The following is a 19,506-nucleotide window of genomic DNA, read 5'->3' as shown; positions in this document are numbered from 1 at the left end:
AAACAACAATCTATGCGAATAGAGCCTTAATAATAAAGCGGTTGCCTTCGTATTCGCCGCATCTAATATTAAAAGAAACGATAAATTCATAAATCCCATCATAGTATTCTTGGTCAGAAATCTCATCTTCTAAAAATGAATCTATAAGATTTTTCATTTTATTTCTCCCCCTAAAACTTGCACTTCGTTTCTAATATTTCACTTTGCATTTGCAAAAATCCTTCTTCAATTAAACTGCTTACTTTAGTTGAATAACAAAAAAGCCAGCAATATCAGCCAGCCCTTCTTGTATTACAATCCACTTGTTGTTGAAAGAAACGCCTATTCTTCCATAAAAATTCGTGCGTAGTATTCCGTTTCTTCATCTAATTTGTTGTCTTTTCTCAATTCCTCAATAGTTGCTTTTCGGTCATCTTCAATCACTTGAAAACTTCCTGAAACATTTTGTGTTTTCCCTTTGTTTTTATCCATGCTTTCACTCCTACATATCATCTTTTTTATGTTAGGATATTTATTTCATATTTATTTCCCTTTTTTCATTTTGTGTTTAATTTATAACTTTATTCTAATTGCTCATAATGGTTTCTTCTTAAGCTAACATGCTTCGTTTGTTGAATCAGAATTTGTTCCACAACTATTTGGTTATATCTGCCTGATTCAAACGTAAATAAAATGGCAAAAAAAATAGAGCTATTTATCAACTCTACGTTTTTATTCATGATTAAATTTTTTATTGGCAATCCAATAATTCGCTACCAAGATTGTCAGTAAAATACAAGCAATTGTTAGTAGTACATTGACTATTTCGATTAAATTTACCGAACCTGTGATAAGTGATTCCATTGCATGTTTACTCATACTGGCCGGATTTACATAATCAATTGCTGGATTCAAACCGACAATAATTCTGCAACCCAAAAGGTAAACAATTGAAATTAGTGCGACAATACCTTGACTGTGAAAAATAGTACTAATCATCGTTGTAAAAGATACGATATAAAGAACCCATACAAGATAAAATAATAGTGCAGCAATCATGTCTAAAAATGGAACATCTTCGAAAAGATAATTTACGTATAGATAAGAAGAAAGGTATCCAATCGTTACACTAAAAGCTACTATTAAATAATTTGATACAATTTTTCCACCGATATATGAAATAACAGTAACAGGTCGTGTTAAGATAAAGGCCAACATACCATTTGATTTATCTATTTGAATAATCCCCATCATTGAGATCACAATAATCATCATTCCAAGCTGATCAAATTGGGACCCTAACGTGGTGGCTAGTACTTCTCCTCCTTTTTGAGCTGCCACATTCGGATCCATTGTAATGCCAGTTCCTCCTCCTAAAGATTCCAAAATGGATGGCAAATAAAAAGTTACTATTGGCTGAGTTATCCCTAAAAAGAGAAAGACAATCGGTAGCCAAATAACTTTAAAATCACGTACCATTTGAACAAATTCTTTTTTTGTTAATACAGTAAAATTATTCATTTCTACACCACCAATTTTAAGAAGATTTCTTCTAAAGTATCGTTATTGATTTCGAATTTTACGATGTCCACTTCATGAGAGAGTGCATTTATCAGTAACATATTTTTGTTTTTTTGGATGTTTTCAACTTTTATTTGGACTTTATTTCCTATGACCTCGACTTCCTTCACATAAGGTAATTTTTTTATTACGTCAATCCATTTTTGATCCTTCGATGTGAGCTCCAAATTTAGCTTATTTCCGTTATTTCGGTTTAACAGTTCAGTGATTGTTGTATCTTCTATTTTTGTTCCATTTTTAATAATTACAAATCGTTCGCATATTTCTTCAGCATCCCCCAATATATGGGTTGACAATAAAATCGTTGTTTCTTTCTTTATTTCTTCGATCAGGTTTAACACTTCTCTTCGACCAATTGGATCTAATGCAGATACGGGCTCATCCATGACAATAAGGGAAGGCTTATGTAATAGTGCTTGTGCAATACCAAGTCTCTGTTTCATTCCACCAGAAAATGTGCCGACTTTTGAGTTTTCTTCACCTTCTAGTCCGACTTTTGCCAAAATTACAGGTATACAGTTTGTTAATTCTTCTTTTAGCATTCCAGAAAGTTGCCCCATAAACGTAAGAGTTTCTTTCGCTGTCATCCAATGAAAAAAGTTAGGGTACTGTGGCAGATAACCAATTTCCCTTTTCATTTTCGATATTTTTTTCCCATTCAACAAAACTTCACCAGAGTCTGAATTGATAATATCTGAAATCACTTTTATTAATGTGGACTTCCCAGCTCCATTCGGACCGATTAATCCGACACATTCTCCTGAATTCAGTTCCATCGAAAAATGATTGACAGCCATTTTTCCTTTAAATTTTTTCGTAACATTTTTGATTTCTAATTTCATATTCTCTCACTATCCTTTCTCCCTATGGTAAAGTACAGAATCGGTCCAAGTGTATTGGCAAATAGAATAATCAGAGCCCATGGAAGCACATTCTTTCTTGTCTTTCTATGTCGGTATAAATCAATTAATGCAAATAAAATTAATATCGTACTTACTACAATAGCTGGCATTATTATAGGTAGAAAAGCCATAAAATCAATATCTTTTAGGTCACCCAGACCATAGTGTAACTTCATTTCCATCATCCCCTTCAATCTCATTCTCATTCTTAATAATGATAACTTAGTTGTAGGTGTGTTGCAATAGCTATTCTCATTATTTATAATGAGATTAAAATTAAACAATGAATGTGGTGAAATGGTGAGTAACAAAATTGAAGTTATCATGCATCCAGTAAGAATGAAAATTTGCCAAGCATTAATGAGAAATAAAGAAAATGGCCTAACACCATTAGAAATGGTTAAAATCATTAAAGATGTGCCTCAATCAAGTCTATATAGGCATATACAAACTATGGTGGATTCTGGTGTCATCCACGTTATTAATGAAAAAAAGGTGAAATCTGTTTCCGAAAAATATTATGCTTTAAATGAAGAAGAGGCAAGAATTGACGTAGAGGAATGGAAAAAAGCTTCTAACGAGGAAAAATTGACCTATTTTTCCTATTATCAATTATTACTTATGACTCAATATCAAGATTATCTTAAGAAATTAGGTGAACAAAACTGCGAAGAGGACCTTGCTGCTTTTTCCGTAGTAGAATTAAAGATGGATGAGGAACACTTTATACAATTTCAAAACGAATTAAACGATTTATTGACTAAATACTACAATACTACGAGCAAGAAAATAGATTCTCCGGTTCGAACAATTGCTTTTACAATTATTCCAGATGCTTAACTGAAGTTATAATTTACCTCAATGGCTTGGAGTATTCTCCGAGCCATTATTTATGCAAAAAAACCTTCTCCACCGTAGGAAAGAGCTTTAATTAGGAGCTGATCACTCAGCTTCTGTTTCACCTATCGCACCCGTTACTTTAAGTACATTTCTTCACAAACTTAACTTCTTCCCTTTAACCTACCTTACTCCCAAAGGCTAATTCGTATCAATTATGTAGGTGCTGTAATTAGTTTCTATGAATAGTTAAAAAAAGCCCTTTCTTGTAAGGGCTTTTTTTGATGGAGACTATCCCTGTTTTAAGGTCTAAGTCTATGCTTGAATATGGTCTATAGCGGCTACTTTCTAGATTATGCATCTGTTTATATGAAGAACCAAGGTAGTTAAGCCTTTTTATTTTTTATTTTTAATTTAACTAAGCACTTTTTAGAGTTAAGGAGTCTTTTTTTCGCTACATAATGCAGCAGTTTCGATTAATGATTTTCTCTAATAGTAAAGATTGGGCTTTTGTATTTCGCAAGAGCCCTGACACCTTTCGGATTTAATCATATTTTGTATTGAATAGATGTAAAGGAGGTTATTAAATGGATGGTGTAGGAGCAGGTGGAGGTTTCGCATTAGTAGTTGTATTGTTTATCCTTCTTATTATTATAGGAGCGTCCTTTTGTGGCGGAGGATTCGGAGGCGTTTATTAATATTAATCTTTAAAAGGAGGGGACATTTATGTTCGGATATGGAGGATTCGGCGGCTTTGGTGGCTGTGGCTGCGGTGGCTACGGTTACGGCGGCGGCTTTGGTTATGGCGGAGGTTTTGCCTTAATCGTTGTCTTGTTTATTTTATTAATTATCATTGGAGCAACTGTCTTTTATTAAAATTAAAAGCATCCAACCTAATTTTTTCAAATAAAAAAGCCCTTGTTTTAGGGCTTTTTTTGGCTTTAATGGACATAATTAAGCACTGAGGAAGTAAAATGTATGGCGGTATGCTGATGCTCACTTCTAGATTATGCATCAGTTTATATTAAGTATCATCAGATTAAGCCCTTATTTTAGATGATAATTTCTATACCTATTACCCTAAGGGCATTCGATTATCCTCATTGCTTCTCCTTTGCTTTCCAAATCAATTCTGGAATTAAGGGAAGATTATGAAGCGAAACACCAGCTGCTATGGACAATGCATTCCCGAGTGCTCCAGGCATTCCCATTAAACCTAGTTCTCCTATTCCACGAGCTCCGTATGGTGCATCAATCTGTGGATTTTCAACAAATCCAACCAAGTAATTAGGATTCTCACCATAGCGAAGTGGACGATACGTCCGAAGCTGCGCATTCAAAACCCTCCCTAAATCATCAAAATAAAATGTTTCTCTCCCAGCGAATGCTAGCCCCATGCTCATTGCCCCCATAACCTGACCTAATGCTGTTTTTTCATTCAGCACCCTGCCAGCATCCACCACCGCAGCAGCATTAACCAGTCGATAAGTATAATCTTTACGATCGAATTCTACCTCTACTCCATAAGCCGCAACAGACCACTCCGGACCAGGCTTCCCGGCTCCAGTTTCGGGATCCAATTTCGTTATATGGCGTAAAATATAATTCCCTCTGCCAATGATTTGACCACCAATAGCGTTACCATTTGGATACTTATACCCATAACCAATATCTTTAAAATGGAGACCAATGGATGGATCATCCCTCAAAAACACCCGACTATTTGCCACTTCCAAATCTTCTTTCGGTGCTCTTAGTACACTTGAGGCCACTTCTTTTAATTGCTTAATCACATCTTCTGCGGCATTTAAGGTGGCCCTGCCTGCCATAAATGTTCCTCTGCTGGCAACGGTCTTCCAATGTTCTGGCATTGTCTGGGTATCAACTTCCATTCTGACATGAATTTTATCGACATCCATTTTAAGTCTCTCGGCGAGAATTTGAGCAAGCACAGTCTTAGTTCCAGTTCCAATTTCGATAAGACCTGACATTAAATTGATACTACCATCTCGATTAAAAGTTAAAATAACACCGGAGGGAGCGTTGGCATCAATCGTTGACGTTTTCCAACTGCAGCTTACGCCTTTTACTCTAACAAAACGTTCATTTATCTCTTTAATCGGCCCTTCGTCCCATTTAATTAAATGTTTTACTTTCTCAATACAATGTGGTAAGTCCCCTAAATTGCTTTTATTTAAAGGAACCCTTGTCGGTGTTGTATTTCCTGGTCTAATGGCATTTAGATAACGAAGTTCTAGCGGATCCATCTGCAGTTTTTGTGAGAGTAAGTCCAGTGTTCTTTCAATCACAAAGGAAATCTCGGCATGAGAAAATCCTCTGTATGGGGAGGCATACGGATGATTGGTATACATACAGTATGAATCACACCATAAATTCTCCACATTGTAGGGTCCTGTGCAATCGACTGCCCCAGATCTCGTTACATCAATTGCTTTATCCGAATAAGCACCCCCATCCCACAAATAAAGGATTTCCATAACTTTAATTTTCCCGTTACGGTCAGCCCCAATTTTAACTGTTGCATCCAAACCAATGTGACATGGAGATGTAATGATATCTTCTTCACGCGTATTAAAAACCTTTACGGGTCGGCCACCAACAGCCTTCGATGCCAAGTACGCAAGTATTTCAATCTGAACGGGTGCTTTTCCACCGTAGCCTCCTCCAACAAACGGCGTGTGAACCACAATTTTCCCTATATCTTCACCAAAGTATTCAGATATCAGTGTTTTGACCATATAAGGTGCCTGAGATGAGGTCATTATATTGATTGTTCCATCTCGTGAAATTTCACAAGTTGAACATCTTGTTTCCATTGCGGCATGATCTGAAGGGGCAAAGGAATAGCTTGCTTCTACTGTTACCTCACTCTCAGACCATCCTTTTTCCATATTGCCCTTGCGAATTTTAGTAAGTGTTGCAATGTTTGTACCCGGAACCGGGCGTGAACCTTTCTCTTTTTTATATTCGCCTAACCTCTCATGGACGAGGGGAGCATTCTTTTGGAACGCCTGTGTAGGTGAATTTACTACAGGTAATAATTCATAAGAGACCTTAACCAAGTTAGCTGCTTTCTTAGCTTGTGAAGGAGTATCAGCAACAACTAATGCAACTGGTTCTCCGTGGTAACGGACCTTATCAACAGCAATTGGCGGACGGTCGCGAATGGTCTCACCTGTAAGTGGAAAATGTTCTCCTGCGATAATCGCCCTAACTCCTGGTATTTTTAGTGCTTCTGTCGTGTCAATCGCAGTGATCCTAGCGTGTCCATATGGACTGATGACCTTTGTACAAGAAAGCATCCCGACTGATTGGTAATCATGTGTGTATTTCGCGTCTCCTGTCACTTTATCCCAAGCGTCTTTACGAATGACGCCTTTTCCAATTACATCCAAGTCAATCCCTCCTACCCGTCGGTTTTCATGAAACCTTTCCCAGTAAATTAATATTCGTGTAAATAAAGATAAATACATCTACGTAGAAATAAACCATTTGATTAATAATACCTGCTTTGAATGAGTGGATGATTAGACGGAGGAATCCAATCTGATACATCACTCACTAGAAATTTAATTGTTTTTACATCCGATTAGATATAAATACGAAGGGAAATAAAAAATAAAAGGTTCATAAATTAACTGATTGAAAGAAGGGAAGTAAATAAGAATAAAAACACTATTTTATTTAGATTAAAAAAGATAAAATAGAGAGAAATTTATAAATGACGATAGAGGTGCCAAAGTGAAAGAGATTCTTTTGATTTTGCTGTTACAACTGATTTATGTACCAATTTACACACTTCGAACAATCTTTTTGGTTAAAAATATAACAGCATTAGCATCGATATTAGGTATTGCAGAAATGTTAATTTATGTTTTTGGCCTTTCACTTGTATTTGGTGGAGATCAAAATTTTGTATCAATGGTTGTTTATGCAGTTGGGTTTGGGTTAGGAATTTTACTTGGGACGAAATTGGAGCAAAAAATAGCTATTGGTTATATAAATGTAACGGTTAATACACAAGAAAAAAATTATAATTTGATAGACACATTACGCCAAAATGGCTTTGGCGTTACTTTATATACGGGTGAAGGCCGAGACAGTGAGCGTTATCGAATGGATATATTGACAAAAAGAAATAGAGAAAATGAACTAATCGCCACTGTGGAAAAGTTTGAACCTAGTGCGTTTATTATTTCATATGAGCCAAGAAGATTTAAAGGCGGTTTCTTATTGGATCGACTTCGATAGATGAATGGAAACACAACGAAATGTTGTGTTTTTTCTTTTTTTATACGCCGTTTTCGCAAAGTTTGTATCAGCCTTTATCTAAATTTTGACACTTCCTTTAAAAAATATGAATCAAAATTCGTTGACTCTCCCCTTGGGGGAGGCTTTACATTATGTTTTGTAAGCTTGTGAAGGGAGAAGAACTACATGCAAAAACAAAACATGATGTTAGTTATCGTATTGATGAATTTATTCATTGTCTTTTTAGGGATTGGTCTTGTTATTCCAGTTACTCCTTCCATTATGAATGAGTTAAATCTATCTGGATCAGTTGTGGGCTATATGGTAGCTGCTTTCGCCTTCACACAATTAGTTGTCTCACCAATTGCAGGACGGTGGGTAGACCGATTTGGACGTAAAAGAATGATTATTAATGGTCTAATCATTTTTAGTTTATCAGAGTTTTTATTCGGGATTGGAAAAACGGTTGAAGTCCTTTTTATCTCCCGTATGCTTGGAGGTGTCAGTGCAGCGTTCGTTATGCCAGCTGTAACAGCATTAATTGCAGATGTGACAACGGTTGAAACACGAGCAAAAGCACTTGGCTATATGTCGGCAGCTATTTCAACAGGTTTTATTATTGGACCTGGTGTTGGCGGTTTTTTAGCAGAGATTGGTTCTCGCTTACCATTTTTCTTTGCAGCAGCCTTAGGTGTATTGGCAGCCATTTTATCCATTATTTTAATTCATGAGCCAGATCGAAATCCTGAAAAAAATATAGAAGTAAGAGGGCAAAAAACAGGGCTTAATCGTATTTTTGCACCCATGTATTTTGTTTCTTTTATGGTTATTCTAATCTCACAATTTGGTTTAGCAGCCTTTGAATCGTTATTTTCTCTATTTGCCGATCATAAATTTGGTTTTACACCAAAGGATATTGCCATCATGATCGCTGGTGGAGGTATAGTTGGGGCGATTGTTCAAGTGGCATTATTTGATCGTCTTACGAAATGGATTGGAGAAATTCGTTTAATACGATATAGTCTAATTCTCTCGACGATACTTGTATTTTTAATCACTCTCGTGAACTCATACTTTTCGATATTACTTGTTACGGTAACAGTATTTCTTGGATTTGATATAATGCGACCGGCTGTGACAACATATTTATCAAAAGTTGCAGGCAATGAACAAGGATTTGTTGGTGGCATGAACTCGATGTTTACTAGTATCGGCAATGTGATTGGACCAATAATTGGCGGAATTTTATTCGACATCGATTTGAACTATCCGTTTTATTTTGCGACATGCTTATTAGCAGTAGGTATTGGGTTAACCCTAGCTTGGAAAGAGTCAGCGTACCGAACAGCTTAAGTAATAAAAAAAGCGAATTCTTTGTTATGACAGAATAGAATACGCTTCTTTTACTACACTATGATTAAGGAAGTGATAGAAATGAAGGAAAAGCTTTACACCATAGGTGAAGTCTCAAAACTGGTGAATATTTCTATTAAGGCCCTTCGTTATTACGATAAAATCAACTTATTTAAACCTGCATTTGTCGACCCGGAAACGAATTATCGGTATTATAAAGACTCACAAATTCACATTCTAGATCTAATTAAATCATTAAAATATATTGGTACTCCATTAGAAGAAATGAAGGAAGTACAAGGATTACAGAGAGATGATTTTTTCGCCTTTTTAACGGATCAAGAAAAAATTGTAAGAAAAAAGATAGAATCTCTAGTAGAAATCGAAAAAATTATTGCAAATGCTAAAAGGGGATTGCAAAGGCAGATGGAATATCCACCACTTGGTGAGGTGTTTATTTCGTATGAAGATGAATTACAAATTATACAGACAAAGGCAGATGGAATTGATCCGAAAAATATTTTAAATGCTTCATACAGTAAATTGAAGAAATTTGCTGCATCAACAGAAGGATTTCGAAACAATGGGTATGGTGCCATTTTCACCTATCTGCCTTATAAAGATATAAAAGAGGTAACTTATCGATATTTATTTACACCTGTTTTAACGAATAAACAGATTTCTTTACTTATGCAAGATACGGAAGTTGCAAAAATTCCAAAAGGTAAATACGTATGTATAACATTTAAAAGTGTTTCAATAGAAGATTATTTTTTATACTTACAAAAACTAATTCATTATGTGGAGTTCCATCAATTAACGGTTATCAGTGATATATACGAGTCCTTAATATACATTCATTCTTTTAATCAACAAGAAGAATTTCTGATCGAAATGAGGGTGCGGGTGAACGATTTTTAATAGATAAAATTCCAGTAGTTGAAAAACTTTTGAGGGGATGTTTGGCTTATTTGGAAGTTAAAAAAAGTTCCAAACTATAAATAATAAGAAGCACCAAAAAAACAAAGAGAGCTACCCAACTAGGCAATCGTTTCTTTTTCATACGTTCCCCCGAGTTCCCATTAGTATAAAAGCAAATTCTCCTTTTTCTATATTTATTCCTTCTTTCACTAACTTAACCCGTTAGATAAATAACCACCGTAAATACAGTGATTTATGAGATATGTAAAATTTTCCTCTTATATATTGGTAGGAACGTTTATTCGTGTATAATTATTATATGCCTATCCAAGGAGGGGTTTTTTTGAACTCAATTGATTTAATTATATTAAACTTTAATGAGGTTAGAAGAAGAAGCATAAATGTTTGGACATCTATTCCTAAAGAAAAACTACAGTGGAAGCCAGATGATGAAGCAATGAATTGCATAGAAATGATTAGACACATACTGGAAAGCGAGCATTATTACCACCTGGCAATTAAAAATAGAGGGAGTTTATCAGTTTTCGATTCCCCTTTCGAAAATAGACCATTTACTTCTGTAGAAGCAGAATTGGAATTTGCAGAACCATATCGAAATGAGTTCATTGATACAATTAAGTCCTTTACTGAAGAAGACCTGGCAATTATAAAGATTGACCGCTCTGATTCAGGTTACATAAGGGATTTAGGTGACATGCTGTTACGTGTTGCTTATCATGAGTCAGTTCATACTGGTCAATTATTGGATTATTTAAGAACAGCAGGAGTTCCAAGAATTCGTATCTGGGATTAGCCATTACATTGGTGCAATCACAATAGTGATGCACCTTTTTAATTAGAAAATTTTTAGTGAGAATATACTAGTTTCTATTCTTGAACTAATGCTCCTCTAACAAAAACATTCGCATCGTGATATTGATAATTCTCCCAACTGAAGACTTTAATGTGAATATCTTTTCGCATTTTTCCCTATAAAATCAATGATTAACTTAGATATTATTAACATTAAAACTGTAACTAAAAATGAATACACATAGTTCCAATTTTCTAACTTATACATTCCAAAATAAACAAAAATAGGAACACCAATGAAACTCATAATAGCTGACATTACAATAGTAGCGAAAAAATAAGCTTTCCATCTACTAAAAAATTGGTATATCAAAGACATAATAACAGGAACCACAGCAAAATCTACCGCATTAAAACGGTGAGTAAAAACAACAAACTGATGAGGATAACTCCAAAAATCAAAATTTGAGCCAAATTCATTAGCAAGTCCCACGATTACAAAATTTACCATAAAAACAAAAGAAATTAACAACATTCTATAACGGTCAATTAATAATATGAACAAAATAAGAAATAAGACATTTATGATTACAATACTCCACCATCCAGGACTAAATAAATCCTGATGGAGCCATATTTCTCTTTGTAATGAATTAAATCTGCTACCCATTTTGTCAATTTGAGTGTACATTTTTATTCCTCTTTCTTCATCATCTGATATCCTTTCATTAAATTAACCGCTTTTCCCAGAATTATACTGTTTCTTTCTATCTAACCAGCGAATAAATTTTAGATTTCCAAACTACAGAGAATATAAGAGAGGATAAGAAGGTCTCCTCTTTTGTTAATGATTGAGCAGGGTCATCTTAAGTATTGTTATCCGTTAGTGAATAAAAAGTTCCCAATTGATGAGGTGAGATATGTTATGATAATTAAGACTTTGTTAACTTGTTAATTGTTTTGGTTAACATTTATATTTAATCAAACCTGTCGAAATGGAGGGGAATTATGTATAAGCTGCGAGGTCACCATCTTTTTTGCCTTTTGGGCTATCGGGGAATGGGCTATTCCCAAGAATACGTGGAAAATATGACACGTCTGCATCAAACTTTGAGAGACCATCCCAAGACGAGGATTCAACTTGTTAAGGGTCCCGATCAGTTGTGTGAAAAGTACCCAAACTCAGGTGAATACCACTGCCAAGACGACAACATTTATGAAAGAGATGCTGCGATTATAGAGAAATTAGGACTTAAAGTCGGACAAATTCTAAATTGGGAGGACATTGAGTCGCTCATCCGAAAGTATATCGTCCCCTCCGATATTCAAATTGTGTGTAAATCTTGTTCCTGGAGGTCATACGGAGTTTGTGAAGAAGGAATTCAAGAGATTCTTGAAGGGAAGGGGTTAAGGGAAGTTAAATAAGCCTTCCCCCTTTAGTAAACAGGTCCGTTGTGAAATGCTTAAACTGTGCACTCGTCAGCTCAATAACAAAGGGCGATGTTGTCTCCTTTCATCACCTATTTATTAATGATTTGTTTTTGCACACTACTAAACTAGAAGATCGCTATATCCGGAATGATAAGAATAGGGATAATAGCCGTTTTCATTTTTTAAGGGTGGTTTGGATTCGAACTCAATGGTAACGGCATGAATTAACAAAAAGGAACCAAGAACCTGAAACCAGCTGCCAACCAATAAAATTTGTTCCCCGATTACATTTTTATCGTTTAAAACATAGATATTACCGATTGATCCTAAAAAAGAGCCTAAAGCAATGAAACCTCCCCCCAATATGGTAAGATTCCTAAAGTCTGATTCTTCTAAAAGGGATGCACCTACAGCTTCAAAAGCTGCACCAAGGCCTTGTATTCCGCTGCCAAGGGTATCCACCAATGTTCCTTCCTCTTCTGAGCCGGATAATTCAATATCTATACCAACTGCATTCGTAGTATTACCAGTGGCCTGAAGCCAGGCACCTAAGATGGTGTATATTGTTGATAGTTCCCTCTTTGGTGTTAACAGCTTCGTTCTCCCGATGGCTTGTAAGGAATTTCCGAAAGCTTCAATCCCATTTCCTTTTGCGATTAAATCTTTACCCAGATCGCTCCCTGACAAACTTTGCTGGGTTTGCCCGATTGCATCAATTAGTGAGCCAACACCAAGTATCCATTTTCCTGCAATGACAAGGTCTTCTCCTTGAAAATCCATTTTCCTAAAACGCTCCTTCATCGAGGTAATAATATGTTATTCATGAAAGTGGATTGGTTTACAGGGTCCTACAAATCGGGACATCTTGGATTAAGAAATCGGATGAGATGTCCTCAATACGGGTTTATATTATGGTTTCTCTTTAGTAGTCCTTTACAAGAAAACCACCCCAAGCAAAAGGGTGGTTCTGAAAAATTATTTACAACAACAACCATCACCCTGAAGTTAGGGGTTGAGGAGTGTTAGTAACACTTTTTATGCTGCTTTCTTTATCACCGCTACCTGTTGTCGTGTTTCTGGGAAGGTCGCCACCAAAAAGATGTACAAACTGGAGACAGCAATAAAGAATATCATTGCCGGCGTGTATCCGGAAGAGCCTAAAATAAAACTCCAGACAATGGTAGCAATGGTTTGGCCCGCATAAGCGATCGCCCAGAATAGTCCGAACATAATCGTCAATCTTTGTGGAGTCATCCCTTTTAACTCATGTGGAAGATTCAAAAAGATTGGGTATTGTATATACATTGCCAATCCCGATATCGAAATAAGTGCGTAGGATAGAAGTGGAATTTTATTTGCAAAAGCAATGGCAATGGCAAAAGTCCCAACCATGATCATTCCTGAGAACAGGAGAGTCGGCTTCCGCGGTACCCCTTTATTCCCGATTCGAATCCCTGCGAATGTCCCAAGAATACCAAAACCTGAGATTAGCAGATTCGTAGCAGAGCCATTTAACAATGTATATTGATCGAAAATCGCTTTAAAGCTCACTAATGATAAAACATATAAGGTTAAAAAGGAAGCAAACGCCAGGCCATAGCGCCAAAGAAATCCGTCCTTGAGAGCGTCTTTATATCCATACTTTTCAGCTTTTCCATCCGTTTCTTTTGTTTCAAAGGTCTCTGCTTTCCAAAGCCAGCCGATAAAAAACAAAATTGTTAAAGAAGCAAAGAACGTTAACGTGAGACGCCAGTTGGCCACCATTTGCTTGGCAAAAATCGTAAATAAGACAGCCACAATAAAGGCACCCGCATTATAGGCCACTGTATTGGCAGCATTAATGCGCAACTTTATGTTTGAATTTTTGACATAGTGTGCTACGACGGGATTCATATAGACAATAACCATTGAGCCCCCTACGGCCATGACCATCCTTGCTGCTGTATAGGCCCAATAATTTGGTAGATAGATCGCGACAAGTCCCATCATTAAAAGCCCAATCGCGATACCTGCCGCTTTTCTAGGTCCTAATTTCATGAGCACAACCGCAGCTAATATGTTGGCAAATACACGAGCTGTCGTAATAGAATAATTCACTAATTGAGATATAATAGGATCCACCGGTCCACCGAAAAACGTTTCAGTTATTTGCGGTGTCAATGAAGAACCCGCCACCCAGTTCATGGCAAAGGTTACATAGGCCAGCCATAAAACAGCCATCATAAAATAACCTTTTTTTGTATGATTCATCGTTTCCATATTTTCATCTGCTTTCATTAGTGATTTTCATCTCGATACGAGAAGTTTTAATGTGAAAATCGAGTGTTAAACCAATTCTTAGATTACTGGTTTCATGGTTTCTTTTAATACTTTAACTGAGTGGCTAAATTGTTCCTTTTCCTTTTCATTTAGTTCAATTTCAAGGACTTCACGGATCCCTCCACGGTTAATGACAGCAGGCACACCGATAAACACATCATTTTCTCCATATTGTCCATCTAGATAAGAGGAAACAGTCAAGATACAGTTTTCATTATTTAAAATCGCCTTCGTAATTCGAACAAGGGACATTCCAATTCCATAGTACGTTGCACCTTTTCGTTCAATAATGTGATAAGCGGCATCACGGACATTAACGAAAATTTCTTCTAAGTAATCTTTGTTTACTTCGTTTTTCCCTGCTGAAATTTCTTCAAGTCTTTCCACACCCACTGAGGCACGACTCCAAACAGGAAGTTCTGTATCGCCATGTTCTCCAATGATATAAGCATGAACATTTCTTGTGTCCATGTTGTAATGCTGACCAAGTGCAAAGCGGAGACGTGCAGAATCTAATACGGTACCAGAACCAATCACACGTTCTTTTGGCAGCCCGGACTCTTTCCAGGTCACATAGGTTAAAATATCGACTGGGTTTGTTGCGACCAAGAAGATGCCGTCAAATCCACTTGCCATAATGTTTTTTACGATTTGTTTAAAGATCCTCGTGTTCTTTTCCACTAAGTCTAAACGGGTTTCACCAGGTTTTTGAGCTAATCCTGCTGTAATCACAACTAAGTCCGCTTGTTCACAATCTTGATATGAACCACTCCATACCTTGATAGGTGATGGAGCAAACGGGATACCGTGGTTAAGATCCATCGCTTCGCCTTCTGATTTTGCCTCATTCACATCAATGAGAACTAACTCTTCCGCAACTCCTTGATTGATCATTGAATAAGCATAGCTACAACCAACTGCACCTGTTCCAATTAAGACAACCCGATTAACTTTTTTATTTCTGTTATCCATGATGGTAATCTCCTTTTTATGGTGAATTTTTTTAAATAGGAATCTCTACCGAAGTAGTGATTTATTGCTAATTAATAAGTTGATGGTGTTAGTATATCACTAGTTTGTGAATCTTTTCACAATAAATGTGACAGTAAAATGAATTCTCCTGTGAAAGCCTTTACAATTAAAATGCCATGTGGATTGTTCTTTTTCTTTCCGTATGACTTTCTAATCGATTCTTCTCTAAACTAAGCCCTGTTGGAAAATCTTGTAGGTCTCAGGTCGTAGCTAAGATTACACCAACTGCCCGATGTTGGCAGTTAGATGGAAAATCTATAATAAAAAAGGTAAAAAGAACCAGAAAACAAGTTTAGTAGGTTGAGAAAGTAGTTAGAATGAAAAAGAATGTACAGTTAACGGAGGGGAAAAGAGAAATGCAATCATGGATTAAGTTTTCATTAAAGAATGCCGGGGTTATTTTTATCGCCATGTTAATGGTGATAGCAGGGGGAATTTATTCAGTTAAAACCATGAAGATGGAATCAATGCCTAATGTCGACATTCCTTATATGATCGTACAGGTACCCTATCTTGGAGCTACGCCAGAACAGGGGTTAGAGGATATTGGCAAGCCGTTAGAAGCCACCTTATCGGGAATAAAGAAACTCGATAATTTGTACATTGAATCACACAGCAATATGGTCGTGGGGATTCTTGAATTTGAGATGAGCAAGGATATGGATGAAGCGGAAAAGGATGTTACGACCGCCGTCTCTTCTATTAAACTGCCGGCAGGTGCAGAAAAACCGGTAGTCCTAAAAGACGGTCCATCTGCCATGCCTGTATTTACGTTTGCTCTTTCATCGAATACAGCCAATCAATCCGATCTGACAGAATACATCAATGAACGGATTAAGCCAGCATTGACCGGAATCGATGGAGTTGGAACGATTGATATTTCGGGTGAAACGGAAAAGGAAGTAGCGGTAAAGCTTGATCCTGAAAAAATGAAGCAGCATGGAATTACCTATGAAACTGTTAAGCAAACGTTTTTAGCACACCATTTTTCATTTCCAGCCGGTCAAGTCAATGTGGATGATAAAACATTAAATGTGCAAGCTGATTTCAAGCTGGATTCGGTTAACGATGTAAAAGATATCAAAATTTTGGCTCAAGGTCCGATTGGAGTCCAAAAAGTGAACTTGTCGGAGATCGCCACTGTTTCTTATAGCAACAAAAAAGAAACTGTTTATACTCGATTAAATGAAAAGCCAGCGGTTCTGGTTGAAATGAAAGCACAAGCAGGCTCCAATTCCGTCGAAGTGGTCGGGCAAGCAAAAGAAAAGCTCGATGATTTAGAACTTCCAGCTGGATACACATTAACGAAGTTATATGATACATCCAAAGAAGTGAAAACCTCAGTCGATGGAATGCTGCGGGAAGTGTTGCTTGGCACTTTGTTTGCCGTGATTGTTACGTTTTTATTCCTTCGTAATATAAGGGCAACGATTGTGGCTGTTCTGTCCATTCCGTTATCTATTTTAGCATCGATGATCACCTTGAAATATTTTGGATACAGCTTAAACATGATGACACTAGCGGGAATTGCGGTGGCAGTCGGGCGTGTGATTGATGATTCGATAGTTGTGATTGAAAATGTGTACCGCCGGACCTTAACGAGCCCTAAACGTGATGAAAGAATGGTTCTTACGGCTGCCAAAGAAGTGGGAGGAGCGATTACTTCTTCTACGCTTACGACTATTGCCGTATTCGGGCCGCTTTCCTTTGTTCCAGGTATTATCGGCCGTTTTTTTGCTCCGTTTGGAATCACGGTGATCGTGGCACTAGCGTTTTCACTGATTGTTTCTTTGACCGTCGTGCCTTTACTAGCCAAACTATTTTTACTTCGCATCAAACCGAAAGAGGTGAAAGAAACCTTTTTTGAAAAGGCCTATAAGCACACACTGTCATGGGTCTTAACGAAACGGGCTGTCACCATTGTGTTGGCGATCCTGATGTTTGCTGGATCATTGGCATTGGTTCCGATGATACCGAAGAACTTTTTGCCTCAAGAAAAAGCCGTCTCCTATCGCTTAACAGCCGATTTACCAGACGGAACTTCACTGGAAAAAGCAAATCTGATTGCGGGTGACATAGAAGAAATTTTAAAACAGGAAAAGCATATTCAACATACACAAACGATTGTGAATGGGGAACATATTCGTTTTTCGATTGATCTAAAAGATGATACTTCAAAGGGGCAAACGAGTGATTTTGAAAAAAGGGTAAGAACAGAAGTAGAAAATCTTAACGATCAAATGCAGGTGGCGCTTGCTCCAGTTGGAATTGTTGGAACAAGTGGTTTAACGTTAATTGTCGAAGGCGGGAATCCCAAAGATTTAGAGACGGCAGGGAAGCTGATCACCGATAAAATTAAAAATATTGATGGCTTAGAAAATGTGGAATCCAACCTCTCTGGGGTGAAAGAACAGCTTCAATTTGAAATTGATGATGAAAAAGCAGCTGAAAAAGGGTTAAGCCCGATCATGGTTGCTGGATACGTAAGGGAGCTCATTTCGGGTAATACTGTGGCAGACATGCAAGTAGAGGGGAAAACAACGAGTGTTAATTTGTCATTGAACAGTGGTTCCGTGAATTCTATTGATGCTATTATGAGTCAAAAAATGACCAATCCAATGGGCCAGCAGGTAACCCTCTCAGAAGTGGCAACACTCAAAAAAGCACCAAGTCCGTCCGCTTTGTATCGTCTAAACCAGCAGCAATATGTGCAGGTTACGGGCCGGATCACGACAGATAATTCATCAGGTGTGCAAGCTGAAGTGGATAAACAACTGAAGACTATCGATTTACCAAAAGGGGTCAATTATCGTTCTGAAGGTCAAGCACAAGCGATGAATGAAGGATTTACGAATATGATGATGGCCATGGCGGTTGCCGTTGTGCTGGTATTTATCGTGATGCTTGTCGCGTTTGGGAATATGTTAATGCCAGTTGCCATCCTCTCTTCGTTACCCTTCTTATTCTCGGGAGGATTACTAGGGTTATATCTTACTAATCAAGCACTTGGTATGCCTGCATTAGTTGGGTTTCTGATGTTAATAGGTATTGTTGTTACGAATGCGATTGTATTAATGGAGCGAGTGAAACAAAATGAAAAGAAAGGCATGGAGGTCAAAGCAGCTTTACTTGAAGCAGGAAAAACTCGTCTTCGTCCGATTCTCATGACGGCCCTTGCCACCATTGGTGCGTTATTACCATTGGCTCTATCTAGTGAAGGCGGCTTAATATCAAGATCACTAGCCATTGTGGTCATTTCAGGATTATTGACATCGACCCTATTAACCTTGGTTATAGTACCGACTACGTACCATGTTATGAAGTCTATTAAAGGTAGAATTGGGAAGAGGAAGCTGGATGCTGGCGGGGAGAGGGAGACGGCGTAGATTCCGGTGCCTGACACCACACATAAGAAAACCACACTGCACCGTGGCAAGTAATAGGGTGGTTTGTGCAAATAACCAACATTGACAACCACCAGTCGGATGGTAGAGGTTGCAGGAGGGAAGTGGTATAACACTTCTCTCTTTTTTGTACTAAATCGACGCTCTTTTCTGAAAGACTGCTGATTTTAAATTCGCCCATTGAAACGCTAGATTCGCCCATAAAAGACCAAAATCCGCTCATTAAACCGGGAAATTCGCTCATTGAATGGATAAATCTAGAATCATGTTGTTATGTCGGAATAGAATTTCTTCTTAAAACGCGGTTATTAAAGGCAGGAGCTCTTACATCTTAAAAGAGTTACTATCTTAATATTTTTAAAGTGACTTTTTTATAGGTCTTCTTATCTACTAAGTGATTTATTCAAAATTATTATATATTCATTCGCTGAATGCATATGGACTCGAATTTGGGATCTGGGCTATAAGGATATTGCTATCTCAATAAAGGTTTTTAAGGGAATAAATTTTTCGTAAAAAAAGTTAAATTCTCTATTGCGTAATTAAATCGATGGTGCTATTATAAGGAAGTCGCTTTTAGCAGTAGTATTAATTGCTAAAGTGATAGCGAAAAAAAGTTAAAATATTATATTGACATAGCGAAAGAGATTCTATATAATAAC

The 19,506-nt window shown here is 37.1% G+C and carries 19 protein-coding genes; 9 read left to right on the top strand and 10 right to left on the bottom strand.

Translation table 11 applies throughout. The features are described from left to right. Positions 1-10 precede the first annotated feature (10 nt). The 5 genes from V7137_RS08860 to V7137_RS08840 form a co-directional block, all read right to left on the bottom strand. Entirely contained in the window at positions 11-157 is a 147-nt protein-coding gene (locus tag V7137_RS08860) for a hypothetical protein (protein ID WP_193747805.1), read from the bottom strand. Positions 158-321: 164 nt separating this feature from the next. Next, complete coding sequence (locus V7137_RS08855) at positions 322-471, bottom strand: hypothetical protein (RefSeq protein ID WP_335697741.1); 150 nt, start codon at positions 469-471, stop codon at positions 322-324. Positions 472-711: 240 nt separating this feature from the next. Next, entirely contained in the window at positions 712-1,500 is a 789-nt protein-coding gene (locus V7137_RS08850) for an ABC transporter permease (RefSeq protein ID WP_335697740.1), read from the bottom strand. A 2-nt stretch (positions 1,501-1,502) separates the two neighbouring features. Continuing rightward, positions 1,503-2,402 carry an ABC transporter ATP-binding protein gene (locus tag V7137_RS08845; RefSeq protein ID WP_335697739.1) on the bottom strand — a complete coding sequence of 300 codons (900 nt, stop codon included), beginning with the start codon at positions 2,400-2,402 and terminating at the stop codon, positions 1,503-1,505. Further along, positions 2,399-2,638 (bottom strand): PLD nuclease N-terminal domain-containing protein, encoded by a 240-nt coding sequence (locus tag V7137_RS08840; RefSeq protein WP_335697738.1) that lies wholly within the window; start codon positions 2,636-2,638, stop codon positions 2,399-2,401. Before V7137_RS08840 ends, V7137_RS08845 begins: the two co-directional genes overlap by 4 nt. 124 nt (positions 2,639-2,762) lie before the next feature. Here V7137_RS08840 and V7137_RS08835 point away from each other — a divergent pair, with 124 nt between their 5' ends. The 3 genes from V7137_RS08835 (at position 2,763) to V7137_RS08825 (ending at position 4,175) form a co-directional block, all read left to right on the top strand. Beyond that, a complete protein-coding gene (locus tag V7137_RS08835) occupies positions 2,763-3,302 on the top strand; it encodes a helix-turn-helix domain-containing protein (RefSeq protein WP_335697737.1) in 540 nt (179 codons plus the stop codon). A 584-nt stretch (positions 3,303-3,886) separates the two neighbouring features. After that, complete coding sequence (locus V7137_RS08830; protein WP_335697736.1) at positions 3,887-3,997, top strand: YjcZ family sporulation protein; 111 nt, start codon at positions 3,887-3,889, stop codon at positions 3,995-3,997. Positions 3,998-4,025: 28 nt separating this feature from the next. Next, positions 4,026-4,175, top strand: coding sequence for a YjcZ family sporulation protein (locus V7137_RS08825; protein ID WP_335697735.1), 150 nt, complete (start codon positions 4,026-4,028; stop codon positions 4,173-4,175). Positions 4,176-4,399: 224 nt separating this feature from the next. Here V7137_RS08825 and V7137_RS08820 read toward each other — a convergent pair whose 3' ends face one another. Continuing rightward, positions 4,400-6,715, bottom strand: a complete 2,316-nt coding sequence (locus V7137_RS08820; RefSeq protein ID WP_335697734.1) for a xanthine dehydrogenase family protein molybdopterin-binding subunit — start codon at positions 6,713-6,715, stop codon at positions 4,400-4,402. 346 nt (positions 6,716-7,061) lie between these two features. On the opposite strand from V7137_RS08820, the gene V7137_RS08815 reads away from it, so the two are divergent. The 4 genes from V7137_RS08815 to V7137_RS08800 all read left to right on the top strand — a co-directional run bounded on the left by V7137_RS08815 (position 7,062) and on the right by V7137_RS08800 (position 10,659). Continuing rightward, positions 7,062-7,571, top strand: coding sequence for a DUF2179 domain-containing protein (locus V7137_RS08815; protein ID WP_335384358.1), 510 nt, complete (start codon positions 7,062-7,064; stop codon positions 7,569-7,571). 186 nt (positions 7,572-7,757) lie between these two features. Then, positions 7,758-8,924 carry a multidrug efflux MFS transporter NorA gene (gene norA / locus V7137_RS08810; protein WP_335697733.1) on the top strand — a complete coding sequence of 389 codons (1,167 nt, stop codon included), beginning with the start codon at positions 7,758-7,760 and terminating at the stop codon, positions 8,922-8,924. An 81-nt stretch (positions 8,925-9,005) separates the two neighbouring features. After that, positions 9,006-9,845 carry a MerR family transcriptional regulator gene (locus tag V7137_RS08805; RefSeq protein ID WP_335697732.1) on the top strand — a complete coding sequence of 280 codons (840 nt, stop codon included), beginning with the start codon at positions 9,006-9,008 and terminating at the stop codon, positions 9,843-9,845. A 343-nt stretch (positions 9,846-10,188) separates the two neighbouring features. Continuing rightward, positions 10,189-10,659, top strand: a complete 471-nt coding sequence (locus V7137_RS08800; protein WP_335697731.1) for a DinB family protein — start codon at positions 10,189-10,191, stop codon at positions 10,657-10,659. 147 nt (positions 10,660-10,806) lie between these two features. Here V7137_RS08800 and V7137_RS08795 read toward each other — a convergent pair whose 3' ends face one another. Next, positions 10,807-11,349 (bottom strand): CBO0543 family protein, encoded by a 543-nt coding sequence (locus V7137_RS08795; RefSeq protein WP_335697730.1) that lies wholly within the window; start codon positions 11,347-11,349, stop codon positions 10,807-10,809. Positions 11,350-11,666: 317 nt separating this feature from the next. Between V7137_RS08795 and V7137_RS08790 the strand changes: the two genes are divergently transcribed. Beyond that, positions 11,667-12,083, top strand: a complete 417-nt coding sequence (locus V7137_RS08790) for a DUF1284 domain-containing protein (protein ID WP_335697729.1) — start codon at positions 11,667-11,669, stop codon at positions 12,081-12,083. A gap of 126 nt (positions 12,084-12,209) precedes the next feature. Here V7137_RS08790 and V7137_RS08785 read toward each other — a convergent pair whose 3' ends face one another. The 3 genes from V7137_RS08785 to V7137_RS08775 all read right to left on the bottom strand — a co-directional run bounded on the left by V7137_RS08785 (position 12,210) and on the right by V7137_RS08775 (position 15,380). Then, positions 12,210-12,869: a DUF6944 family repetitive protein gene (locus V7137_RS08785; RefSeq protein WP_335697728.1), complete on the bottom strand. Its 660-nt coding sequence runs from the start codon at positions 12,867-12,869 to the stop codon at positions 12,210-12,212. 255 nt (positions 12,870-13,124) lie between these two features. Next, complete coding sequence (locus V7137_RS08780) at positions 13,125-14,366, bottom strand: MFS transporter (RefSeq protein ID WP_335697727.1); 1,242 nt, start codon at positions 14,364-14,366, stop codon at positions 13,125-13,127. 60 nt (positions 14,367-14,426) lie between these two features. Continuing rightward, a complete protein-coding gene (locus V7137_RS08775; protein ID WP_335697726.1) occupies positions 14,427-15,380 on the bottom strand; it encodes an L-lactate dehydrogenase in 954 nt (317 codons plus the stop codon). Between the two features lie 377 nt (positions 15,381-15,757). On the opposite strand from V7137_RS08775, the gene V7137_RS08770 reads away from it, so the two are divergent. Continuing rightward, positions 15,758-18,826, top strand: coding sequence for an efflux RND transporter permease subunit (locus V7137_RS08770; RefSeq protein ID WP_335697725.1), 3,069 nt, complete (start codon positions 15,758-15,760; stop codon positions 18,824-18,826). Positions 18,827-19,506: the final 680 nt, after the last annotated feature.

This window comes from Neobacillus drentensis (assembly GCF_036962765.1).
Lineage (GTDB): Bacteria > Bacillota > Bacilli > Bacillales > Cytobacillaceae > Neobacillus > Neobacillus drentensis_C.
The sequence above is the reverse complement of the archived record's forward strand: the minus strand, read 5'-3'. Positions and strand labels throughout refer to the sequence as shown.

What these genes read in the sequence shown, in the direction of transcription:
- V7137_RS08860 (WP_193747805.1), bottom strand. Translation starts at nt 157, where the DNA reads ATGAAAAATCTTATAGATTCATTTTTAGAAGATGAGATTTCTGACCAA.
- V7137_RS08855 (WP_335697741.1), bottom strand. Translation starts at nt 471, where the DNA reads ATGGATAAAAACAAAGGGAAAACACAAAATGTTTCAGGAAGTTTTCAA.
- V7137_RS08850 (WP_335697740.1), bottom strand. Translation starts at nt 1,500, where the DNA reads ATGAATAATTTTACTGTATTAACAAAAAAAGAATTTGTTCAAATGGTA.
- V7137_RS08845 (WP_335697739.1), bottom strand. Translation starts at nt 2,402, where the DNA reads ATGAAATTAGAAATCAAAAATGTTACGAAAAAATTTAAAGGAAAAATG.
- V7137_RS08840 (WP_335697738.1), bottom strand. Translation starts at nt 2,638, where the DNA reads ATGAAGTTACACTATGGTCTGGGTGACCTAAAAGATATTGATTTTATG.
- V7137_RS08830 (WP_335697736.1), top strand. Translation starts at nt 3,887, where the DNA reads ATGGATGGTGTAGGAGCAGGTGGAGGTTTCGCATTAGTAGTTGTATTG.
- V7137_RS08825 (WP_335697735.1), top strand. Translation starts at nt 4,026, where the DNA reads ATGTTCGGATATGGAGGATTCGGCGGCTTTGGTGGCTGTGGCTGCGGT.
- norA (WP_335697733.1), top strand. Translation starts at nt 7,758, where the DNA reads ATGCAAAAACAAAACATGATGTTAGTTATCGTATTGATGAATTTATTC.
- V7137_RS08805 (WP_335697732.1), top strand. Translation starts at nt 9,006, where the DNA reads ATGAAGGAAAAGCTTTACACCATAGGTGAAGTCTCAAAACTGGTGAAT.
- V7137_RS08795 (WP_335697730.1), bottom strand. Translation starts at nt 11,349, where the DNA reads ATGTACACTCAAATTGACAAAATGGGTAGCAGATTTAATTCATTACAA.
- V7137_RS08790 (WP_335697729.1), top strand. Translation starts at nt 11,667, where the DNA reads ATGTATAAGCTGCGAGGTCACCATCTTTTTTGCCTTTTGGGCTATCGG.
- V7137_RS08785 (WP_335697728.1), bottom strand. Translation starts at nt 12,869, where the DNA reads ATGGATTTTCAAGGAGAAGACCTTGTCATTGCAGGAAAATGGATACTT.
- V7137_RS08780 (WP_335697727.1), bottom strand. Translation starts at nt 14,366, where the DNA reads ATGAAAGCAGATGAAAATATGGAAACGATGAATCATACAAAAAAAGGT.
- V7137_RS08775 (WP_335697726.1), bottom strand. Translation starts at nt 15,380, where the DNA reads ATGGATAACAGAAATAAAAAAGTTAATCGGGTTGTCTTAATTGGAACA.
- V7137_RS08770 (WP_335697725.1), top strand. Translation starts at nt 15,758, where the DNA reads ATGAAAAAGAATGTACAGTTAACGGAGGGGAAAAGAGAAATGCAATCA.